This is a genomic window from Peribacillus deserti, from assembly GCF_016909175.1.
In the GTDB taxonomy this organism is placed as follows: domain Bacteria; phylum Bacillota; class Bacilli; order Bacillales; family DSM-1321; genus Paraperibacillus; species Paraperibacillus deserti.
The window spans coordinates 21,523-42,726 of sequence record NZ_JAFBFI010000005.1 but is presented as its reverse complement, the minus strand read 5'-3'; the positions used below and the strand labels follow the sequence as shown (position 1 = coordinate 42,726).

General features: G+C 40.2%; 17 protein-coding genes. 14 read left to right on the top strand and 3 right to left on the bottom strand.

Translation table 11 applies throughout. The features are described from left to right. Positions 1 to 33: 33 nt before the first annotated feature. Positions 34 to 1,032: an L-glyceraldehyde 3-phosphate reductase gene (gene mgrA, locus JOC77_RS07055; RefSeq protein WP_204540793.1), complete on the top strand. Its 999-nt coding sequence runs from the start codon at positions 34 to 36 to the stop codon at positions 1,030 to 1,032. A gap of 162 nt (positions 1,033 to 1,194) precedes the next feature. Here the strand turns inward: mgrA and JOC77_RS07050 are convergent, their stop codons facing one another. Next, entirely contained in the window at positions 1,195 to 1,884 is a 690-nt protein-coding gene (locus tag JOC77_RS07050) for a pseudouridine synthase (RefSeq protein WP_204540790.1), read from the bottom strand. Positions 1,885 to 2,204: 320 nt separating this feature from the next. On the opposite strand from JOC77_RS07050, the gene JOC77_RS07045 reads away from it, so the two are divergent. The 10 genes from JOC77_RS07045 to JOC77_RS07000 all read left to right on the top strand — a co-directional run bounded on the left by JOC77_RS07045 (position 2,205) and on the right by JOC77_RS07000 (position 14,600). Beyond that, positions 2,205 to 5,327 (top strand): glycosyl hydrolase, encoded by a 3,123-nt coding sequence (locus JOC77_RS07045; RefSeq protein WP_204540787.1) that lies wholly within the window; start codon positions 2,205 to 2,207, stop codon positions 5,325 to 5,327. Between the two features lie 668 nt (positions 5,328 to 5,995). Beyond that, positions 5,996 to 6,616, top strand: a complete 621-nt coding sequence (locus JOC77_RS07040; RefSeq protein ID WP_204540784.1) for a stage II sporulation protein M — start codon at positions 5,996 to 5,998, stop codon at positions 6,614 to 6,616. A 76-nt stretch (positions 6,617 to 6,692) separates the two neighbouring features. After that, a complete protein-coding gene (locus tag JOC77_RS07035; protein ID WP_204540781.1) occupies positions 6,693 to 6,863 on the top strand; it encodes a hypothetical protein in 171 nt (56 codons plus the stop codon). Between the two features lie 261 nt (positions 6,864 to 7,124). Further along, entirely contained in the window at positions 7,125 to 7,355 is a 231-nt protein-coding gene (locus JOC77_RS07030) for a hypothetical protein (RefSeq protein ID WP_204540778.1), read from the top strand. Positions 7,356 to 7,640: 285 nt separating this feature from the next. After that, positions 7,641 to 8,069, top strand: a complete 429-nt coding sequence (locus JOC77_RS07025) for a MarR family winged helix-turn-helix transcriptional regulator (protein WP_204540775.1) — start codon at positions 7,641 to 7,643, stop codon at positions 8,067 to 8,069. Positions 8,070 to 8,468: 399 nt separating this feature from the next. Beyond that, positions 8,469 to 10,115: an MFS transporter gene (locus tag JOC77_RS07020; RefSeq protein WP_239558649.1), complete on the top strand. Its 1,647-nt coding sequence runs from the start codon at positions 8,469 to 8,471 to the stop codon at positions 10,113 to 10,115. A 24-nt stretch (positions 10,116 to 10,139) separates the two neighbouring features. Beyond that, entirely contained in the window at positions 10,140 to 10,772 is a 633-nt protein-coding gene (locus JOC77_RS07015; protein ID WP_204540772.1) for a biotin/lipoyl-containing protein, read from the top strand. 514 nt (positions 10,773 to 11,286) lie between these two features. Beyond that, a complete protein-coding gene (locus tag JOC77_RS07010) occupies positions 11,287 to 12,462 on the top strand; it encodes a MalY/PatB family protein (protein ID WP_204540769.1) in 1,176 nt (391 codons plus the stop codon). A gap of 427 nt (positions 12,463 to 12,889) precedes the next feature. Continuing rightward, entirely contained in the window at positions 12,890 to 13,897 is a 1,008-nt protein-coding gene (locus JOC77_RS07005) for a Gfo/Idh/MocA family protein (protein ID WP_204540766.1), read from the top strand. Between the two features lie 229 nt (positions 13,898 to 14,126). Further along, complete coding sequence (locus JOC77_RS07000) at positions 14,127 to 14,600, top strand: DUF948 domain-containing protein (protein ID WP_204540763.1); 474 nt, start codon at positions 14,127 to 14,129, stop codon at positions 14,598 to 14,600. 137 nt (positions 14,601 to 14,737) lie between these two features. On the opposite strand, the gene JOC77_RS06995 is transcribed toward JOC77_RS07000, so the two are convergent. Together JOC77_RS06995 and JOC77_RS06990 are read right to left on the bottom strand one after the other, a co-directional pair. Further along, a complete protein-coding gene (locus JOC77_RS06995) occupies positions 14,738 to 15,997 on the bottom strand; it encodes an MFS transporter (RefSeq protein ID WP_204540760.1) in 1,260 nt (419 codons plus the stop codon). 730 nt (positions 15,998 to 16,727) lie between these two features. After that, positions 16,728 to 17,042 carry a hypothetical protein gene (locus JOC77_RS06990; protein WP_204540757.1) on the bottom strand — a complete coding sequence of 105 codons (315 nt, stop codon included), beginning with the start codon at positions 17,040 to 17,042 and terminating at the stop codon, positions 16,728 to 16,730. A gap of 286 nt (positions 17,043 to 17,328) precedes the next feature. Between JOC77_RS06990 and JOC77_RS06985 the strand changes: the two genes are divergently transcribed. The 3 genes from JOC77_RS06985 to JOC77_RS06975 all read left to right on the top strand — a co-directional run bounded on the left by JOC77_RS06985 (position 17,329) and on the right by JOC77_RS06975 (position 20,944). Then, positions 17,329 to 17,832 carry a hypothetical protein gene (locus tag JOC77_RS06985; protein ID WP_204540754.1) on the top strand — a complete coding sequence of 168 codons (504 nt, stop codon included), beginning with the start codon at positions 17,329 to 17,331 and terminating at the stop codon, positions 17,830 to 17,832. A 338-nt stretch (positions 17,833 to 18,170) separates the two neighbouring features. Then, positions 18,171 to 19,616: an NAD-dependent malic enzyme gene (locus JOC77_RS06980; RefSeq protein WP_204540751.1), complete on the top strand. Its 1,446-nt coding sequence runs from the start codon at positions 18,171 to 18,173 to the stop codon at positions 19,614 to 19,616. Positions 19,617 to 20,080: 464 nt separating this feature from the next. After that, positions 20,081 to 20,944 carry a glycerophosphodiester phosphodiesterase gene (locus tag JOC77_RS06975; protein ID WP_204540748.1) on the top strand — a complete coding sequence of 288 codons (864 nt, stop codon included), beginning with the start codon at positions 20,081 to 20,083 and terminating at the stop codon, positions 20,942 to 20,944. Positions 20,945 to 21,204: the final 260 nt, after the last annotated feature.

Sequence of the window (21,204 nt, the reverse complement as noted above, 5' to 3'; positions counted from 1 at the left end):
TTGAAAAATAAAAGTAGAATTGAGGACATACAAATGGTATATCAAGCAGCTGATAATCGTTATAAAACAATGAAGTATAATAGAAGCGGACGTTCGGGACTTCAGCTTCCAGCAATTTCTCTTGGGCTCTGGCATAATTTTGGCGGTGTCGATACAATTGAAAATGGCCGAGCCATGTTAAGAAAAGCCTTTGATCTGGGCATTACACATTTTGACCTGGCCAACAATTATGGACCTCCGGCAGGCTCAGCTGAACTAATGTTTGGCGAAATGTTAAAAACCGATTTTGCTCCGTATCGGGACGAAATGATTATTTCCACAAAAGCAGGCTACTATATGTGGCCAGGGCCGTACGGTGAGTGGGGTTCTAAAAAATATTTAACGGCGAGCATCGATCAAAGCCTTAAACGCATGGGGCTGGATTATGTAGATATCTTCTACTCTCATCGTCCAGACCCAAATACACCTCTTGAGGAAACAATGGGTGCGCTCGATTCCATCGTCCGCCAGGGGAAAGCGCTCTATGTTGGGATTTCCAGCTACAGTGCCGAACAAACGGCAGAAGCAGCTGAAATCCTCAACCGTTTAGGAACGCCACTAGTGATTCATCAGCCTAGCTACTCCATGCTGAACAGATGGATTGAAGACGGTCTTCAGGACGTTTTAGAAAATAGCGGCGTCGGCTCTATTGCTTTCTGCCCATTAGAGCAGGGATTGCTGACAAATAAATACATTGGGGGCGTACCTGCCGATTCACGAGCTGCCAAATCTACCGGTGCACTTGGTGAGGAGCGGGTAACACGGGAGGTAATCGATCGCGTCCGAAAATTAAACAAGATCGCAGCCGAAAGAGGGCAAAGTCTGCCGCAAATGGCGCTCGCCTGGGTACTTCGCGGCGGCCGAGTAACCTCTGCTCTAATTGGTGCAAGCAGGGTCAGCCAGATTGAAGAAAACGTGGCAGCGCTAAATAATCTAGAGTTTACAGACGAAGAACTGCGAAATATTGAGGTAATCTTAAACAGTTCGAATTAATAGAGAGCAGCAGGGCTGCGTCTAATTCAATGTAAAACGGCTTCCATGTGGAAGTCGTTTATTTAATTTATTTAAATGACCGCCGCTGGCAAGTGTAAGCTCGGCAATTATTTATACCTAATACTTGATATGAAGGAGAAACACACAATGCCTTAAGCAAAACTAATTTAGTTGTGAAAACAAATCCTCAAGTTCTCCTTTAGAAAGCTCTCTCCAATCGCCTTTATCAAGTCCATCGAGCACGATATTCATAATTCGGACACGCTCTAGCCTTACTACTTTGTACCCTAGTGCCTTAGCCATCCTGCGAATTTGACGGTTAAGTCCTTGTTTTAGAATAATTCGAAACTTGTATTCGTTGATATGGGTAACTTCACATGTCTTGGTTGTCACTCCCAGAATTTCAACCCCATTTGCCATCCTTTGGATAAACCCCTGTGTAACAGGCCTGTCTACTGTCACCAGGTATTCCTTTTCATGGCCATTCTCAGAACGCAGGATCTTATTTACGATATCACCATTATTTGTCATAAGAATTAATCCTTCTGAGGCTTTATCTAACCTTCCAACTGGGAAAATACGTGTAGGGTAGTTTACGAAATCAATGATATTGTTTGAAACTTCCTTTGCAGCCGTACAGGTTACTCCGACTGGTTTGTTAAGCGCTATATACACAGGACTCTCTCTATCAGGCAAGGGCTTATTATCTATTAATACAATGTCACCTGGATTTATAAGAGTATTATGTTCACAGATTATCCCATTTACCAAAATTCTATGATTTTTAATTAATCTATCTGTTTCATTCCTAGAATAATATCCTATCTCACTCATATACTTCTGAATTCTCACTTCAAACCCGCTTCCTTTAATATCGTTTAAATGTTTTATTATATAATAACAATCTTTAGATTACACCATAAACTTAAAGGCAAAACAAATTAGTATTTAACTTTAATGAGTGAAGTTTATTAGTTAATTAAATCTATAAATTAAGTTAAAATAGTACTAAAGCAGGAGTAGGTATTTGATGAAATTTAATAGTTAAACAGTTTATAATAAGAATATTGTAAGCGCTTAAAAAATAATAGAACTGGAGGGTGGAAGGAATATAGGAAACTAAGTTAACGGTAAGTTAATTTATCTTTAAAAACCTAGAAAAGAGGTTGCATATGAAGAAATCAAAGGTTCTTATCAGTTCAGTTATGGCTTCATCCCTGGTATTATCTATACTTCCATCTATAAATGTACAAGCATCGCTGTCATCAGCCGCATCTTCCAAAGCACACGAGGCTGTGAAGAAAAATCGGACGGTAAATTTTGTAGATGCTAAAGCCACGAATAAAACAAAGTCTTTGTTTGCCTATCTTAATGATGTAAGGGGAAAGCATGTGCTTTTTGGCCATCAGCACACAACGGATGAAGGACTGACTCTTACAGGTTCAGGAAAACCGGAGTCAGATGTGAAGAATTCGGTCGGAGACTTTCCAGCCTTGTTTGGATGGGATACGTTAAGTCTTGAGGGGAAAGAGAAGCCGGGCGTTCCAAATGATGCAGAGAAAAGCCGGGAAAATCTTGCTGCGTCCATGAAAGAAGCTCACGATATGGGCGGTATACTGGCACTGAGTACACATTTTCCCAACTTCGTTACCGGTGGAAGCTTTAATGATACAGCTGGCTCGGTGGTAGAGCATATTCTGCCTGGCGGTGATAAAAATGATGAATTCAATGCATTTCTTGATAACATTGCATTATTCGCAAAAAATTTGAAAGATGATAAGGGAGACTTAATTCCTGTTCTGTTCCGCCCGTTCCATGAACAAAATGGGGGATGGTTCTGGTGGGGTGCAAAAACGACCACGACCAGCCAGTATGTTGAAATTTACAGATATACGGTTGAATACCTTCGGGATAGAAAGGGCGTACATAATTTCCTTTATGTTTATTCGCCAAATGGAACCTTTGGAGGCAGCGAGGACAGCTATCTGACGACATATCCCGGCGACGAATATGTGGACATTCTGGGTATGGATCAATATGATAACCAGTCCAATCCGGGGTCCGAGCAGTTTTTGAAAAACCTTGTCAGTGATCTGGGCATGATTTCAAAGCTAGCTGACCGGAAAGGTAAAATCGCTACTTTTTCTGAATTCGGATATAGTCCGCAAGGTATGAAGACTACAGGCAATGGGGATTTACAATGGTTTACAAGAATGATGAATGCGATCAAAGCTGACCCGGATGCCAGACGTATCTCGTATATGCAGACTTGGGCGAACTTTGCATTAAATGGCAATTTATTCGTTCCGTATAACGATGCACCTAATGGATTGGGCGATCATGAACTGCTTCCTGACTTTATTAATTATTACAAAGACCCTTATACTTCATTCCTTGATGAAGTGGAAGGAGTATACAAGTATAAAGCGAAAGCAGCCCATGAAACGCCGTTCATGCACATTGCTTCACCAACTGCCAACTCTACAGTTACAAATCCTGTTACCAAAATAAGAACCAGGGTTTTAAACGAGAAACCTTCGAAAGTTGTTTATTCAGTTGAAGGATCCCATACAGAAGTACCGATGAAGCTGGATACTGACGGGTTCTATTCCGCAGATTGGGCGCCAGGAGGAGAATTTAACGGAAAATCGGCTAATATTACTGTTAAAACCTTTTTCAGGGATCATAGTGTCCAGGAACAAACGGTAAAAGTGTTTGTAAAAGTTCCTGAAATCTCAATGAAAAAATATACATTTGACTCTGGAATTACGGATGTACAAAATAACGGTACGTATCCTGAAAGCATAAAAACTACCTTTGAACATGCTGTATTAAATGGAGATGGTAAGCTTAAAATCAATGTTACCGGACTAAATCAGGCTGATACCTGGCAGGAGATAAAGCTGGAACTGCCGAAAGCAGCACAGGAGGTTTACCTTGATGCAGTGAAGCGGGTGAAAATGGACGTACTGATCCCTTCTAATGCAGGCAGTAACGCTAATGCGTCAATCAGAGGAATCGTTATGCTGCCGCCGGATTGGGACACGAAATACGGGATGGCAGCTACGGAACAAAAGCTTTCTGGCCTGGAGAAAGTGTCAATAGATGGTATGGAATACTTTAAATATCCAGTAACAATAGACCTGAACGATTCAACAAAGTCGGAGGCGGCAGAGAGTCTTGCGCTCTCACTTGTAGGAAGCGGACTGACACTGGATGGAGCCCTGTACGCAGATAATATTGAATTGCTCAGCACGTATGCAGAAGCAGCTTCGGATCCGTCACTTGTCGACGATTTTGAATCTTACCAAGGCGATAGTGCTGCTCTTGCAGCGAAGTTCGTTCATGCAGGAGGAGATGCAGCATCTGTCTCTCTGACAGGTACAAACAAAAGCAGCGGCACATACGCCATGAAAATAGACTATACACTTGCTGGTTCTGGTTACGCCGGTATAACTAAATCACTGGGTGGTGTGGACTGGTCCGGATTTAATAAGCTGAAGTTCTGGCTCGTGCCGGATGGGAAGAATCAAAAAATGGTTGTCCAGCTTAAGGTAGACGGCGTATCTTATGAAGCCTATCCATCCCTGGCAGGAACTGCACCTGGCTGGGTAGAGATTCCTTTTAACCAATTTACCGTGGCTCCATGGGATATTGCCAATGCAGGCAAGAAGCTGAACAAAGTCACACTGAAAAATGTGCAGGATTTTTCTGTATACGTAAATGCAGTTAATGGAGCAGCGCTAAGCAGCACGCTATATCTTGATGACATCAAGGCAATTAACGATGGTACGGGAGGCGTCCCTAACGGCGGAACAGGACCTGGAAGTTCGCCGGAACCTATTGGAACTTTATATGACTTTGAATCAGATATACAAGGGTGGGCAGTCGAGCAAAATCAGGCGGGGGCCTCTGTGCCAGCAATCTCTTTAACAGAAGCCGCAAAAGGAACATCCTCCCTTCAAAGTACATTCGACTTATCGAAGACAGCGGGCTTTGAACTTACAAAGGTACAGGCTGCCGATCTTTCTGCAGCAGATTCAATCAGTGCGCAGGTAAAATTGTCTTCCGGAACAGCAAATGTCCGCTTATATATTAAGACAGGCAGCAATTGGAATTGGCATGACAGTGGGGTGGTTTCAGTAGATTCCAGCGGATTTAAGACAATAGTATTACCGCTGGATTCTTCATGGGGGCTCGATAGCGTCAAATCAATCGGCATTAAAATTGAACCTGTAAGTGGCAGTGGAAACGCCTCTGTTTATGTAGACGATATAGCATTATCAAATAAATAAAGGTCTATACACAACCGCAGTTGACCCATAAGGAAGCTGCGGTTTTTCGGTTTGGAGGTAAAGGCTGAGTCAGGGTGATCGAATATATTCTGAACTGTATTAGAGCATTAAAGAAAAAATTTGAAAAGATGTAAAAAATTAGTATAGTTGTTATGATAGAATCATATAAAAGCAGGGGTTTGCAATTTAATTGTGGGAACTGCATCCTAGAGTGTGCTACCAAAGGCTGCCTGTAGAAGTTTGAGTCCGCTAAGTTTCCAAGCAAACTAATGGGTAAATTTATAAGTAAAAAGGGCGGGATTATGTGTCAAAAATGAATGATAGGAAACTAGTATAGCAGCCGGGTTGGAGGAATTAACACAATTAGTTAAAATGTACAAATTTTGATTCTCAAAGGATATAGTTATCGTTTGAAGACCTTTCAAGAGTCAAAAAAACTTCTTAAAAAAGGCTTATTAAGCTAAATCTTTAAAATTATGCTGTTTTCGCTGAAGAAATGCTGGCATCTATGACTTATGCTGATCATAACAGTTTTAATTCACAGTGTTCGAAGTAGTTTACGCTATCTTGCATCGGTGGAAGCACACTTTAAAAGACCTCTAGTTGCGCGGTGTGGAAAAACCTTAGGAATCGAAGACTGAGATAATTTGTCACGGAGTGTAACAATAATGAATTACATGTACAATCGAGAAATTCTGCAAGAACAATTAAAAAAGTATAAGACTCATTTTATTACATTAGGTTGTTTATTTTTTTTATCAGCAATTATATCTTATATTATTTTTAACTCAGTGCCGCAATATATTGATACTCTATTAGTAGGATTTAGAACGCGGTTAGACCAGCAGGGCATCAGCGTACACACAGATAGTTCCACTCTTTTTATAACCCTGCTATTAAATAATCTAAAAGCTTGTTTGATGTTAATGGCCATAGGCTGTATTCCATTTTTGTTCCTGCCTTATCTTAATATTTTATTAAATGGAACAGTTATTGGTTTATTGCTATGCAGCAAAACCATTAAAGGAATCTCCCTATTAAAACTGATTCTCTTAGGGCTTCTCCCTCATGCCATTTTTGAAGTGCCGGCACTAATACTCTCTGCATCTATAGGTTCTTACATCTGCTTAAGTTTAGTTCGAAAAATCTTTAAACGAAGAACGGAAATATTGCTTACAGATCTATTTATAAGTGCTGCCAAAATATTTGGGAAGGTTGTCATTCCATTATTGCTGGGTGCAGCATTTATAGAGGCTTTTATAACAAAAGTATTAGTGAGAACTCTTTAGAAAAAGGAATAGTACGGTATGGCAAGTATCACCGAAGGAAAAGGCTCAAAATAACCTGACGAAAGAGTGAATGAGCGTGGGGAAAAAGTCAGTACGTTTAATAAAACGGGAAGAGAGAAGAAAAAGGCGTAAAAATGGAGAGTCAGAATGGGGTTTTTATATATTTGATGTTGTTCTAGAATTATTCGAATATATCATCCTGGGAATTGTTCATTTAGTAAGAATAGTAGTAAAGCTAATAAACTAAGGAAAAAATAAGGTCCTGATTAAACGGTAATCAGTTGCCAGTAAACAATGAAAGAAAAATGACACCCCTTTTCGTTATATAAAAGGGGTATTTATCTTCTTAGGGAGAAAAAATTTTTTAAAAGGTTAATAACATTAATATTAAATTAATAAAATATTTTTATGGTGAATTATCTTTTTTTGCGTTATTATAAAACTCGATAACGAATACCTTTGTGTTAGTTGATTTTGCAATCCATTTTATAAAAAGGGAGAGATGTACATGATTTATTTAATTGGGATAGTTTATGTAATCGGAATCCTGGGTGCAATCTTCCTCATTAGAAAGAAATCCTATTATGCCATTCCTGTTATTGTAGGCGTAATCGGGCTGGATCTTGTGCTTGGCGGCACGGCCTTACATTCACATTTAGCGAGTTTGTCTGCTGAATATTCCGGAATGAGCTATATTGGTTTATCCGTTTTTATTTTTTTGATACTTATTGTACTTTAATATCAATCAAACTCTTAGTAAAAATGGCTCCTTGTCTGCAAGGGGCTTTCTTTTGTTGTATCATTTCCATTGGATCTTTTTTCTGGCTAGGCCGAGCAGATGTGGCCTGAAGTGAACAAGAGGAACCACAGATTGTTTTATCAATAAAGTTCGTTATAATTTATATATACTTTTGTAATCTCAACTACGCTTTTATAAAGGGAAACTGAAAGTGCAGCTTATACATATTAAAGGAAACTAGAAACTACATAGTCATTACAAAATTGAAAAAGAGGAGAGCTATCTATGCATAAAGACTCCATCCGGCTGATAGAGTACGACATCGCGATGCTGGTACGGCTTACAACCGCCCATAGCCCTCGATTAGGGAGCCTGGATCGTTCCGAATATTTAGTGCTGAGTGAATTGAATGAAAACGGAGCAACTGCGATTAATATGCTTGCTGACCAATTAAAGCTTAATCTTTCTACGGCCAGCAGGCAGGTAGCTGTCCTGGAAACGAAAGAACTGATCCGCCGCTATCCTGATCCGCAGAATGGCCGGATCAGTTTGATTGAAATAACACCAAAAGGTAAAGGGATACTTGAAAAAGTCCAAATAGCCCGCCACGATGTTTATTCAGAAATTCTTAAAAATTGGACTGATGAAGAGCTCCGCTTATTGGAAGAAAATTTATCCCGCCTAAACAAGGATTTTAAAAGCTGGAGAAAATAATACAGGCGATATATAAGGAAAGGGTATCCCGCAAACATAGGCGGGGCACCCTTTTTGGGGAGTCAGAAAACAACCCTTCACCGTTGAAGTGGTGAGAAAACATATATTTGTAGGCTGAATGTGCCGGTAAACTCTTCTGAGTTTACCGGATTTTTATGTGTTAAAAAAACAGTTCTTGATCATACATACAGAGAATAGTCACTTATGCTGCTAGTAAAATGTAAAGGAAATGACGAATTTTTAAAAGTTAGAAAAAAAGAAACTCTATTGCTATATTTTTTGTATGTTGTATAATACAATTTGTTAAATGCAACTTAAAAGTGAATCTCTATAGTTTTACAGAAAAATGGAATTAAACTTAACAAGGAAGATCGGTAAAAGAAGAAAGGAGAGGGTATATTGAGTCAGTCTACAACTAATCCGGCTATGGAAGCCAAACAGAGCGGTCCCCATTTTATAATAATCTCCATTTTGACATTGTTTTCATTTGGACCGCAATATTTTACAAACTTATCTTATATCCTGAATCAAATGATTATTCAAAATGGGCTTAAACTTAGCACTCATGACATGCTGCTTCCATCCATAGCATCCAACCTTGCTTTTGCCCTTGGGGTACCGCTGGGACGTATTTTGTCCATGAAGTTTGGTATAAGAAAGATTTACCTTACTTTTATCGGAATTTTCATAGGCGGAACACTCATAAATATATTCAGTTTCGGTTTATATACCCTTACAATAGGAAGGACTATTCAGGGAATTGGAGCAGGTGTTTTGTTCTTGACCATATTGCCGCTTAGCCTTAGATCTTATCCAAACAAAGTACGGAATTATTTCATTTTGTTTGCCATTGGAGGTCTTTTTGGTTCCAGTGCAGTGGGAGCATTTTTTGGTTCCTTATCGTTAAGCACATCCGAATGGCGCTGGTTATTCTTATTGAATATCCTCACATCTCTTATTTGTTTTTGGCTGGGGTATACAGTTTTGCCGCAGCAAAAGCCAGAGGAGAAAGTGAGTTTGAAGTTTGATGTAAAGGGTGTATTTTTATTCGCCCTCTTATTGATAGTCCTTATTTTCCCGTTGTTTAACCTTCAGGAAAAAGGATTTTCATCCATTCATGTTTGGCCTTATCTTGCACTTGCTTTCATATTATTAGTGATATTTGTAGCAGTTGACTTTACTGCAGAAAATCCGCTCATACCTGTACGTTCCTTATGGGCAGCAAAACCTATTTCCGGAACTATTATGGCATTGGCAGCACATGTGGCACTTATCATAGCCATTGCTGGAATTAATGGATTTTTACGGACGATCATGGATCCGCCATTCGGTAGTCTAACGATTTTCTACTTTTGGTTCTTTATAGGAATTATAGTATCTGCATTAATTTGTACGCTGCTATACGACAAGCTGGGTGCAGGAATTCTCGGAATTATTGGATCTATAACCATCATTTTAGTAAGTATCCAATGGAGAATGGTCGGACCTGAAGCACACTTAAGCATGTTGAGTTTTCAAATGGCCTGTGTCGGCGGCGGAGTAAGTATGGTGCTGATCTCAGGAGCACTGGGAACCGCGCTTGCTGGTGATATTCATCAAGCTACAGCACGTTCAGCATCACTTCATTCAATCCGTAACTTTATTGGGGCAGTCGCCGCACCTGTGCTTGGCTGGTTTGTCCTTCGAATGAATGCAATGCACTATGAAGATATAAGAGGTAAAACATCCTTGCTGGATCCCGAGCTGTATAGCGAGACGGCTGCTCTTGTCAGGAAGTTAATGAACAGCGGGCATACATTTACAGAGGCCAAGAGTCTGGCTTCTTATACAATTGCTGTTAATGCCCAAAAAGGTGCTGTTCTCGGCGCCTACCATGATCTATTCTCGATTCTCCTGATCTTGGGGATCATCATGCTTTTAGCTTCAATTGGCAAGGCGTTAACAGGAAAAGGAAGATCGCTTGTTCAGAAAGAGAAGCGAATTCTTTTGCAGGCACCGCCAAAAGGCAAAAATAAAAACGAAATGATTTTATCAAATCAAAATTAATGGAATGGAAGGGAGAATAAAGGAATGAGCAGAGGTCGTTTAATTATTTTCAATATATTAGGTCTCCTGATTTTATTAGCTTTATTAGCAGGCGGAGCTTATTTTTACTATCAAAACCAAAACTATGTAAAGTCTGAGGATGCAAAGGTTTCCGCAGAGATGACACAAATTGTGGCTCCAGCTTCAGGCCAGCTTTCCGGCTGGAATTATAAAGAAGGTAACACGGTCGCTAAAGGAAATACACTAGGTGAAGTATCAGATGGCAAGCAGGCTCTTTCTATCAAATCAACACTAGAAGGTACAATTATTAAAAATGGAGCCGTTAATGAACAGTTAGTTCAAGCCGGACAAGTGCTTGCGCAGGCGGCTGACCTTAAACACTTATTCATTACAGCTAATATTAATGAAACAGATTTGAAGGAAGTCGAAAAAGGAGACAGCGTGGATATCATTGTCGATGGCGATTCTGAAGTAACGTTTAAAGGAAAGGTTGAATCAATCGGTTACGCAACTAACTCAGTTTTCTCTGCACTGCCACAGCAAAACTCTAATAATTTTACAAAGGTAACTCAAAAAGTACCTGTGAAAATTTCCATCTCAAATCCGTCAAGCAAAGTGCTGCCAGGTATGAACGCTGAAATTAAGATTTCTATTTAATATTAGATGTAAAATAAGACCCGAATATCAGGACACCTCATAGAAAGTGTCCTGAACTTGGGTTTATTTAGTTTTTTGATAAAATTCAACAGATGCACCGGCTAGTTATGATCAAAAGAGAATTCAGTCTAGAATTTTATGGGATAAAGTTAGATACTGCCAGTTGGGAACCTGACAAAATGAAAAATCCTCTTATAATCCTAGAAACACTCTAAAATCCCAAAATCGCTCATAAAAATCGAAAAACCCTCTTTTAATTTAAAAAGTCCTCTTAGTTTTTGAAAAATCCCCTAAAATCAAAAGCCCACTTTCCTAATATAAAAAAGTTAACACCGGCTATTATAGCTGCTTAGCCACTGGTGGTTTTTTAGTGCAGACGTATTGTTGTTCTCAGCAATCATTGACGAATCTTCAACGTCTCATTCAAACTATTATCTATTACCTGCTGCAAGGGATATAATGAAAATGATAGCACCTTATGTTCATTCATTTTTTTAATCCAAGGGGGTACCAGATGAAATACGATTTCGATAAGCACATCATACGTACGAATACTGGTTCTGTGAAGTGGGACCATTCTGAAACTTTGTTTGGAGATAAGGATATTCTTCCGATGTGGGTTGCTGATATGGATTTCAAGGCGCCGCAGCCTGTTATCGATGCCCTTATTGAAAAAGCGGAGCATGGAATTTTTGGCTATACAAAAGGTTTGGGTTCCTATCATGATGCTATCATCGGCTGGATGAAGGAAAGACATAAATGGGAAGTTAAAAGTGAATGGATCTGCCACAGTCCTGGAGTGGTGCCAGCTTTGAACTTGATTGTACAAACATTTACAGATCCGGGCGATAAAATAATCATCCAGCATCCTGTCTATTATCCTTTCACTAAAGTTATTGAGATGAATGGGAGAACCGTTGTATCGAATCCTCTTAAAGTAGAAAATGGTCAGTATGTGATGGATTATTTAGATTTGGAAGAGAAAATAGACGAAGAAGTGAAGATGATGATTCTATGCAGCCCTCACAATCCAGTCGGACGGGTATGGACTAGGGAAGAGCTCATTCGAGTTGGGGAAATCTGCCTGAAGCACAATATTCTAATGGTTTCTGATGAAGTGCATGCAGACCTTGTTTTGAAAGGCGATCACACTGTATTTGCCGCCATCTCAGATGAGTTTGCCCAGCGTTCGATTATCTGCACGGCACCAAGTAAAACGTTTAACTTAGCAGGTTTGCAGACTTCCAATATCATTATCCCAAATCCAGAAATAAGAGAAAAATTTTCAAATGCACTGGAAGCAAATTTTATGGGAGGGATGAACACGTTTGGTGTGGCTGCAACGGAGAGTGCCTATCGATATGGTGAGGAATGGCTTGATCAGCTGCTTGTATATGTACAGGCCAATTTTGATTATCTGGCGGGCTACATAGAGACACATCTTCAAGACCTAGTGGTGTATCCGCTGGAAGGAACATATCTAGCTTGGATTGACTGCCGGGAGCTCGGCCTTGACCATCAGGCTCTCGAGGAATTAATACACAAAGAGGCAAAAGTAGCGCTCAATCAAGGATATATATTTGGAGAAGGCGGGGAGGGATTCATCAGGCTGAATCTCGCCTGCACCCGTTCGACTCTTGAAGAAGGATTGCAGCGAATAGAGAGAGCCATTGGAAGGATAAGAGGCTGATTCAGGTCCTAATCTGAGTTTATCCTGTATTCTAGCAGCTTCATTACACACTTATCCATAGAAAAACAGACCCCTGAAGTACACAAGTGAACTATAACCCGATTAATGGACACTAAATTAAAAGTGCCCCTTAATCGGGTTTTTCTATGTCGTCAGGAAGAAAACCCGTTTATAATAAAAGAATTTTTGTGGACGGAAGATAACATTATGAGTAAACAGCTCTACTCAGCAGCATAGGGCCTTTTATTAAACTGTCCATTTTAGGGGTTACAGTTCAAAGTTCAGGGGTCTGTTTTTTCGGCAGGAGCAATGGCAGATGAACAGAAAATGATATTACTTTATCGCATAAATCTCCTGGTGTATACTTTACATAACAGAAAGAGAACGTTTTCATCAGAGAATAATAATTTCTTTAAGAGGTGAGTAGATGATTCATACAGCTTTATTAAGCAGATGGCATGTTCATGCTGACGAATATGCGGAACAGGCACAAAGCAACCCGGATTTATCGATAAAAATGGTGTGGGATGAAAATAGTGAACGCGGCAGAGACTGGGCAGTTTCTCTTGGAGTTCCATTTGAAGCGGATTTACATTCCGTTTTAACCAATAAGGATATTGATGCCGTTATAGTGGCGGCGCCTACTAATATGCATAAAGAAATAATGGTGGAAGCGGCCAGAAATAAGAAGCATATTTTTACCGAAAAAGTGCTTGCAGCTACGGTCCGTGAAGCCCGGGAAATCCTTGAAGCGGTGGAGGAAAACAATGTTCAACTCACCATTTCTCTGCCGCGGCTGACAGCCGGTTATTACTTATATGCACAACAAGTTATGGATCAAGGCCTGCTTGGCCAATTAACGACCATTCGCTGCCGTGTTGCCCATAACGGAGCAGTAAAAACAGAGGAGAATCCAAGTGGATGGCTGCCGCAGCACTTTTTCAGCAAAGAACAGTGCGGAGGTGGTGCCTTCATCGACCTTGGGGCCCATCCTATTTACTTGACGAACCGTTTGGCAGGGAATGTAAAAGCAGTATCAGCACGCTTTCAGACGTTCGGAAATGAGGTAGATGTAAATGCTGCAGTCCTCGTGGAATATGAATCTGGTGCTCTCGGTATTCTGGAAACAGGCTTCGTTTCAAGTGGCAGCCCATTCCAGCTTGAACAGTATGGTACGGAAGGAACACTAATGATTGAGGATACACAGATAAAAATAAAAACCAGGCATTCGAAAGAGTGGCAAGTGCCAGCAGATATACCGGAGAGCATTTCTATGCCGATTGATCAGTGGGCTCGTGCGATTGCTGCAGGAGAACAGCCAGTAATTTCGGCAGAAGATGCTTTAAATCTGACACTAGTAAATGAACTCGCTGCTCTTTCAAATCAGGAAGGCCGCCCCATTGAAGCAGCTGAACTTATGAATACCTCCAAATAAAAATGATAGAAGGCATTTCTCTATGAGAAGTGTCTTTTTTATATTTAAAAAGTTAAGTCGCTGGGATTCCGGCTAAACGATAGTGGCATCCTCTCTCCCGGATTCGTTTAAGAACGTTACGTAACGCCGCTTCCCAAAAACAAAGCTCTCAAAAAGGTATAGCAGAAAACTGTTTAACTTATTAACATCCGGGTAAAAAGACTACTATAACACTCAAGGAGGAGACAGGATGAGAATTATTTTATATTTAAGTGTGGCCGTGATCGCTATTGCATTTGTACTACTTGTTGTTTATCTAACGAAAACGTTAAAAGCATTGGAGAAAACGATGCTAACGGTTTCCGACACAATCTCACGCCTGGAAAATCAGCTGCAGGGAGTTACGCTGGAAACGACCCAGCTGCTGCATAAGACCAATGCACTTGCTGAGAATATTCAGGAAAAATCAGAGAACCTCGATTCTATTTTTGTAAATGTAAAAAATGTAGGAACATCACTGCAGGGCTTTAATTCTTCTCTTCAGCATGTTTCGTCCAAAGCTCAGAACAAAATCGACGGCAACCAGGAGAGAATTGCTAATATTATTAAATGGACCAACGTTTCAAAAGAGCTTTATACGAAATGGAAAAGCAGAAAGGCTGAAAAAGCTTCTGTAACTTCAGTTGATATGAGGGCTCAAAATTCATTAGGAAGAAATATGTAATAACTGAACCAAGAGATTTCAATTTGAGATCTCTTGGTTTTTTGCTGTTTTACAAGAAGCGCAGTCTTAATCCATATTAAAAAAAATCCCCCACATGGCGGACCTCTGAAAAGGCCGTAATATGGGGGTTCAATTATCTAAATTTCTTCCCTGACTTCCTGTTTAAGGGGTCCTGCTGGAGCCTTTTTCATTAATGGCAGCAGTGTGAGGATTCCAACTGCCAGCAGCAAGGCTGAGGCTTCATAAATAAATACAATAGAAAAGTGGGCTTTCAGCCAGCCAGATATGGACATCGTAATAACCATAGCGCCCATGAATAGTGGATTTAATATTCCATTTACTCTGCCGATAAAGGCCTCATCCGTATTTTGCAGAATCATGGTATTGATTCCAATGTGAATGCACGGCATAAATAGGCCTGAGAAAAATTGGGCGGCAAGGGTGAGCCAAAGCACAGTCGATAAACTCATGCCCACAAATCCAATCGCACTCGCCGCTAGTCCAATAGCAAGAAGTACCTGAGGCATGGTTTTCTTAGCCATAGCCACTGTAAGTCCTCCGCCAAGAATCATGCCGATACCGAATGCAGCCATCAGCCATTGAAGCTGTTCTTTTGGCAGGCCAAGCCGCTCTGTTATTAAGAATACACCGAGAGGCTGAGTCAGCCCGATTGCAAGCCCCGCCGCCGCAAAGCAGGCACCTAGCAATGTCAATGGCCTGCTTTTTCCAACATAACGGAAGCCATCTTTCATTTCCTGTATTAGAGATGTATTTGTTTGATCCTGTTCAGAAACACGATCTGCAGGGAGCATGACAAGCACAGCCGCTGAGCAGATAAAGGCAATGCCCATGACTGCAATGGCGGCCATTATACCAAAATGCTGATACACAAAGGTTCCGATAACAGGACCCAGTATCATAAATAGGGCAAATACGGTTTGATACATAGACATACCCATCTGGACAAGTTCCGGCGGAACATGAAGTTTAAATAGCTTCATGCCGGAGGGCTGGGAAAACTGAGAGAGTATAGAAGACACGAGTGTGGCAAAGAAAATAACCTTCCAGCTTCCAAAAAACAGTGTCAAGAGCACAACAAATATCGAGACAGCACTTAATAAATCGCACCAAATCATAGTCCGTTTTGGACGCCACCTGTCCGCAAACGTGCCTCCTATAAAGGAAAATAGAAATATAGGAGCAAATTCAGCCACCGATATCATAGAGACCGCCACTGGGTTTTCATTGGTCTTTTCAATTACATACAGCAGAATTGAATAATTCCGAACCCATATCCCAATCTGTAGAAAAAATACAGACAGCAGTATGGTCCGGATTACCTGGTTTTGGAATAATGAACCTATCGTAATTTTTTGATCAGTAGTACTTTCAGTCATAAAAAAACCTCCCTTTCCCTTCCGGATAGGAGGCTCTTGTAAGATGACATAAATCAGCAATACACTTCTTTGTGTATATACCCTATATGCTTTCATTAAGAGGCACACTAATCCTATCCAGAAATAGACGTACGCATTAGCTTATACGAATGTTTTCTAAAAATAAGATTAGTAAATCATCGCCCGCATTCACCCTTTTCACAAATTAATATCCTTATACTATCTGATTATAAAATGTAAAGCAATATGTATTCGTTCGTTCTATATTTACAAAATTAGACCTGATGTGACCCGCGCTGTTTAAGAATAAAAAAGTTCTATCAAGATTCCAAATGAGCCTATTATAAAAATGGCACTTTTTAAGATTGTTGTTTTATTAAAAGGGTGGTCGGCAGGCAGCAATTAATTTGTGCTGAATGTTGGGAAAGCGTATTAGGGAGCAAATAAAAATGAGTGTGAGGGCTTTTCGCTATCTTATATGGGGTTTGAGAAATTTAAGGGGAGTTTAGGATTTTACGGGGACATCCAAATTTTTATAGAGATTTCAGCATTTTAAGGGATTTTGGTTTCGATCTAGCATTCGGTTAACATAAATTTATAATACAACCATACACAAAAATATTCTGGGGGGACAGTACCCCCCAGCAGGAAATAGTATTTGATTGTAGGGCAGCCGAATAAGCTTCTGCGCATTAAAGGTGTGCACGGCCTTTTAAGGCTAGAGACTTAATCAGCTCTTATATTTTTTTTCACCCCTCTCTGTTAAGAAGTTAGCAGCATAATCGCCCGGGCCTAAAAAATCAAGATCCGCCGGAAAAAATGCCCCGGATTTTTGCTTCGTTTCCTCCATTCTCATTCGGATGAACTCAAAAACACTGTTTCCCTGCATAGCTAAGGCGGCGGATATTCTGAAGATAGGCTGAGTGTTACTGCCCGATTGCCCATTGGCGGCTGCCTCAGCGCGTGAAACAAACGCCTTTCCTACAGAGCGGCTGGACCGTTTGGTTTTTACAGGATTTTTGGGATGTAGTTTTAAGATTTTCATACTTTCACTACCTTTCCGAAAAATAATGAGGGTGCTTTATTCCCTATAAGAGAAAATTTCCACATAAATCAGGAAAGTTCCTTTAATTCAGCCGGCCTTTTCCTCGTCACTTTTTTTAAAAATCTTCCTTGAATTTCCTATAAATGAGCAATTGTGGGAGATTCCTCTATCGAAAAAAAGAGTTTACTGATATAAGATGAATAATAAGAGAGAATGATTAATTTATTTAAATTTACAGAACATGACCACCTTGTGCAGGAAAATAAGGTGAGGGAGAGAGTGTGTAATGGCTAAGGTCAAAACAGTAAAAATAGATGGAGAAGAAATTTATATATTTAACTCGGCCATATATATCTTTGAATCTAGCAAAGGTTACAGCCTGGAACTGGGAATGATCATAAGCGAGATTGTTGAACAAAAGTATAAAAAAGAAGAAAATTTGTTCGTTGAAATTGAATTAGAGGACGGCCGGGAGATTCACATGATCATGCATACGGGAGGAGTTAATGGGAAATTGCCACAGCTGCAGTTATATGGTGAATTGGATGATCCGGAGGACTATCCAAATCTCATGAGGGTGAATGAAAATCAAGCTGATTTTCCTGATATAGAGAAAGGCATATCAATAGAAGACATTAGAAAAGTGGAAATGCCTGATGTCAAGGTCAAACTGACGGCTACTCTGCCTATTGATCAATCGGAATGGCTAAAGAGCTTAAAAAAAGACAAACTCAATGATATTTTAAAAGAAATGATTTATGAATACTGGGAAAAACAAGAGACTGATTAATCAACATTTCTTATTATCGCGCTATTTTTTAGGGAAGCAGATGGAGCTTAAGGAGAAAAGTTTAGGAGGGGGATTCTTTTTCATTAGGTGCCCGCTTGGCTGAATGGCTCTTTCTGCTCCAGCGTAAAATATTCTTTCTATATTATTTCTTCTAATTTTTCTATTGAAACCTCACGAAGAGGCGGTTACAATATGGGAGTTCAAATTAAAGATTTTCGAAGCACGGTATTTTTATTATTTTGTAAACGCTTAACTTTGTAAAATTCTATTAGTTTTGAATATAATATAATAGAATGCAGAAAAATCAAGAAACTATTTGAATAAAAGGAGAATGGTATATGGCCACAGCAGGAGGAAATTTAAATATTATTTTGCGGTTAGAAATCGACAAAGAAAAAGCAACGTTTGGCCGGATCGCCACTCTCATTAATGGGTTAAATGGGGATATTATAGCCATAGATGTAATCAGTGAAGGAAAATCTCATACGATAAGAGACTTTACCGTAACAGTATTTGACCAGGAGCACAGCGATTTAGTCGTCCGCGAAGTGAGAAGTATAACAGGAGTCAAATTACATCACGTTTCCGACAGGACATTCCTCGTTCATTTAGGCGGTAAAATTGAAACGAAGTTAAAGACTCCAATCAAGAACCGGGATGATTTATCAAGAGTTTACACTCCTGGGGTGGCTCGTGTCTGCACAGCTATACATAATGATGAGACCTTAGCTAACTCTTTGACTATTAAAAGAAATACGGTTGCCGTGATATCAGACGGCTCTGCCGTTCTAGGCTTAGGAAACATTGGCCCAAAAGCCGCAATGCCTGTAATGGAAGGGAAGGCCATGCTTTTTAAACAGCTGGCCAATATAGATGCCTTTCCAATCTGTCTGAATACCCAGGACCCAGAGGAAATCATCAACGTCGTGAAAGCCCTTGAACCGACATTTGGGGGCATCAACCTGGAAGACATCGCTTCCCCTCATTGTTTCGAGATTGAACGAAGATTAAGTGAAGAACTCGATATTCCGGTTTTTCATGACGATCAGCATGGTACAGCCGTAGTGATTTTAGCAGGCCTGCTGAATGCCCTAAAAGTTGTAGGCAAAAATCTAGAAGAATGTAAAGTGGTGATCTGCGGCATAGGGGCAGCAGGGATTGCCTGCACGAAAATGATTCTGCGCGCAGGAGCTAAAAATGTAATCGGTGTGGATAAGAAGGGAGCCATTGTTAAAAACAAATCCTATGAAAACCAAGAATGGAATTGGTATGCAGAAAATACAAACCCATATGAAGAAGAGGGAACGTTATCCGAAGTAATTAAGGGTGCTGATATTTTCATTGGTGTTTCAGGTCCCGGTGTATTGAAAGCAGAAGATGTTAAAAACATGGGGAAAGACCCGATTGTTTTCGCTATGGCCAATCCAACGCCAGAAATTCTTCCAGAAGTGGCAAAACCATATGTGAGTGTAATGGCAACCGGCCGGTCTGACTATCCAAACCAGATCAATAATGTATTATGTTTCCCGGGGATGTTCAGAGGGGCTCTTGACTGCCGTGCATCTGCCATTACAGAGGATATGAAACTAGCAGCAGCCAAGGCGATCGCATCAACCGTTAAAGATAGTGAATTAAACGAAGATTATATAATCCCGAGCGTATTTAATGAGAAGGTTGTCGAGAAAGTCCGCAGAGCCGTCATAGATGCTGCACATGAATCAGGAGTTGCACGGAAAGAGTACAGCTTAAGTATGAAAAACCCGGCTGATGAGGTGTTTTTGTAATTCGTTATTGAAAAAGAAGGGGCAAAATAAAAACTCAGGAAGGCAGAAACCGAGGTTGTTATTTTGTTTTCCTTGCCAAAACACTCGAGCTTATTGGATACTCGGTAAATTTGTACTTGATATCTCTTTTTGAATCTAATTATGAATCAAGAACCCCAGCTTAAGCAAAGCTTGGGGTTTTTTGTGATTGTTTTTAGTATCTATAATTATGCGCAGCTAGATTAATAGAAAGAGAGGGTGACGAACTTTGTCACCCTTAGTTAAATTTCCCGCAATTAAGTGAAAAAATCCCGCAATTTCTCTAATTTCCCACGCGAAAAAGTCTGTTTTTCCCACAATTCGTAAGCGGATTGAATATGTTTATTTACTTTCTCTTAATCTTCCATTCACCAATCTTTACTTCCTTGTAAAACGGCCTTCATAAACGAGCGTTATTCTTAAATGGAGATTAATAGAGACAGGAGATGGGTAATTTGAAGAGAAAATGGATGGCTGCAGCGGGTGCCCTTGTTATGGGAATGAGTATTGCGGCAGGTGGAGGAAAAGTTATGGCAGGGGAAAAATATAAGGATATAGTGAATGTCGCCCATCGCGGCGCTTCGGGACATGCTCCAGAACACACGATCATTTCTTATAAAATGGGTGAAAAAATGCATGGCGATTATATCGAAATGGATTTGCAGATGACAAAGGATGGGCAGTTAATTGTTATGCATGATGAGAAAGTGGATCGGACCACCGATGGAACCGGTCTAGTCAGGGATTATACACTGCAGCAAATCAAGCAGCTGGATGCGGGGAGCTGGTTTAATGAAAAATATCCCCAGCATGCAGATCCTGATTATGCAGGATTACAAGTGCCAACTCTTGAAGAGGTATTTCAGACTTTCGGAAAAAACAAAAACTATTACATAGAAACGAAATCACCCGAAGTTTATCCTGGCATGGAAAAGGAGCTTTTACGTCTGATAAACAAGTATAACATTAACAAAGAGACCCTGCTTGTTCAGTCGTTTAGTGCTCAAAGCCTGCATATTATGCATGAACTGGACCCCGCTATTAAACTTGTACAATTGCTTTCATATAAAAGCAATGCGGTAATTACGAATGAGGAAATGGCCGCTATCAAGGAATATGCAATGGGAGTCGGGCCGAATTATACGTACCTAAACCAGGAGTATGTACAAAAAGTGATACAAAGCGGTCTTGAAATTCATCCATACACTGTAAATGATAAGGAGACCATGCAGAGGCTTATTGACTGGGGAGTAACAGGAATGTTTACGAACTTTCCCGATTTGCTTGCTGAAGTGAAGAAAGGTAAGTAAAGATTAATATTTGTTCATAAGAAGCCTGTTCGTTATGATCGGGCTTCTTTTTACGTATAGGATGGGGTGTATGATCACGGCTAGGTCCATTAAAAAGATGGCTAAAATTGTACAAAGGCCCTTTATTTCCATTAGTAACACTTCAGCATCCGGAGTATGAATCCGTGTGATTGTAAAAAGCAGTTTTTAGCGGCAGGGAGAGCACCTGGAGATTGACGTGAACATCAATTTATAACAGAACATTGGCACCTACTTAATAA

Bases quoted from the DNA above. Each gene is read 5' to 3' on its own strand.
- JOC77_RS06990 (WP_204540757.1), bottom strand. From the start codon at position 17,042: ATGAAAATCTTAAAACTACATCCCAAAAATCCTGTAAAAACCAAACGG.
- JOC77_RS06995 (WP_204540760.1), bottom strand. From the start codon at position 15,997: ATGACTGAAAGTACTACTGATCAAAAAATTACGATAGGTTCATTATTC.
- JOC77_RS07030 (WP_204540778.1), top strand. From the start codon at position 7,125: ATGATTTATTTAATTGGGATAGTTTATGTAATCGGAATCCTGGGTGCA.
- JOC77_RS06975 (WP_204540748.1), top strand. From the start codon at position 20,081: ATGGGTAATTTGAAGAGAAAATGGATGGCTGCAGCGGGTGCCCTTGTT.
- mgrA (WP_204540793.1), top strand. From the start codon at position 34: ATGGTATATCAAGCAGCTGATAATCGTTATAAAACAATGAAGTATAAT.
- JOC77_RS07025 (WP_204540775.1), top strand. From the start codon at position 7,641: ATGCATAAAGACTCCATCCGGCTGATAGAGTACGACATCGCGATGCTG.
- JOC77_RS07040 (WP_204540784.1), top strand. From the start codon at position 5,996: ATGAATTACATGTACAATCGAGAAATTCTGCAAGAACAATTAAAAAAG.
- JOC77_RS06985 (WP_204540754.1), top strand. From the start codon at position 17,329: ATGGCTAAGGTCAAAACAGTAAAAATAGATGGAGAAGAAATTTATATA.
- JOC77_RS07045 (WP_204540787.1), top strand. From the start codon at position 2,205: ATGAAGAAATCAAAGGTTCTTATCAGTTCAGTTATGGCTTCATCCCTG.
- JOC77_RS06980 (WP_204540751.1), top strand. From the start codon at position 18,171: ATGGCCACAGCAGGAGGAAATTTAAATATTATTTTGCGGTTAGAAATC.
- JOC77_RS07005 (WP_204540766.1), top strand. From the start codon at position 12,890: ATGATTCATACAGCTTTATTAAGCAGATGGCATGTTCATGCTGACGAA.
- JOC77_RS07010 (WP_204540769.1), top strand. From the start codon at position 11,287: ATGAAATACGATTTCGATAAGCACATCATACGTACGAATACTGGTTCT.
- JOC77_RS07000 (WP_204540763.1), top strand. From the start codon at position 14,127: ATGAGAATTATTTTATATTTAAGTGTGGCCGTGATCGCTATTGCATTT.
- JOC77_RS07015 (WP_204540772.1), top strand. From the start codon at position 10,140: ATGAGCAGAGGTCGTTTAATTATTTTCAATATATTAGGTCTCCTGATT.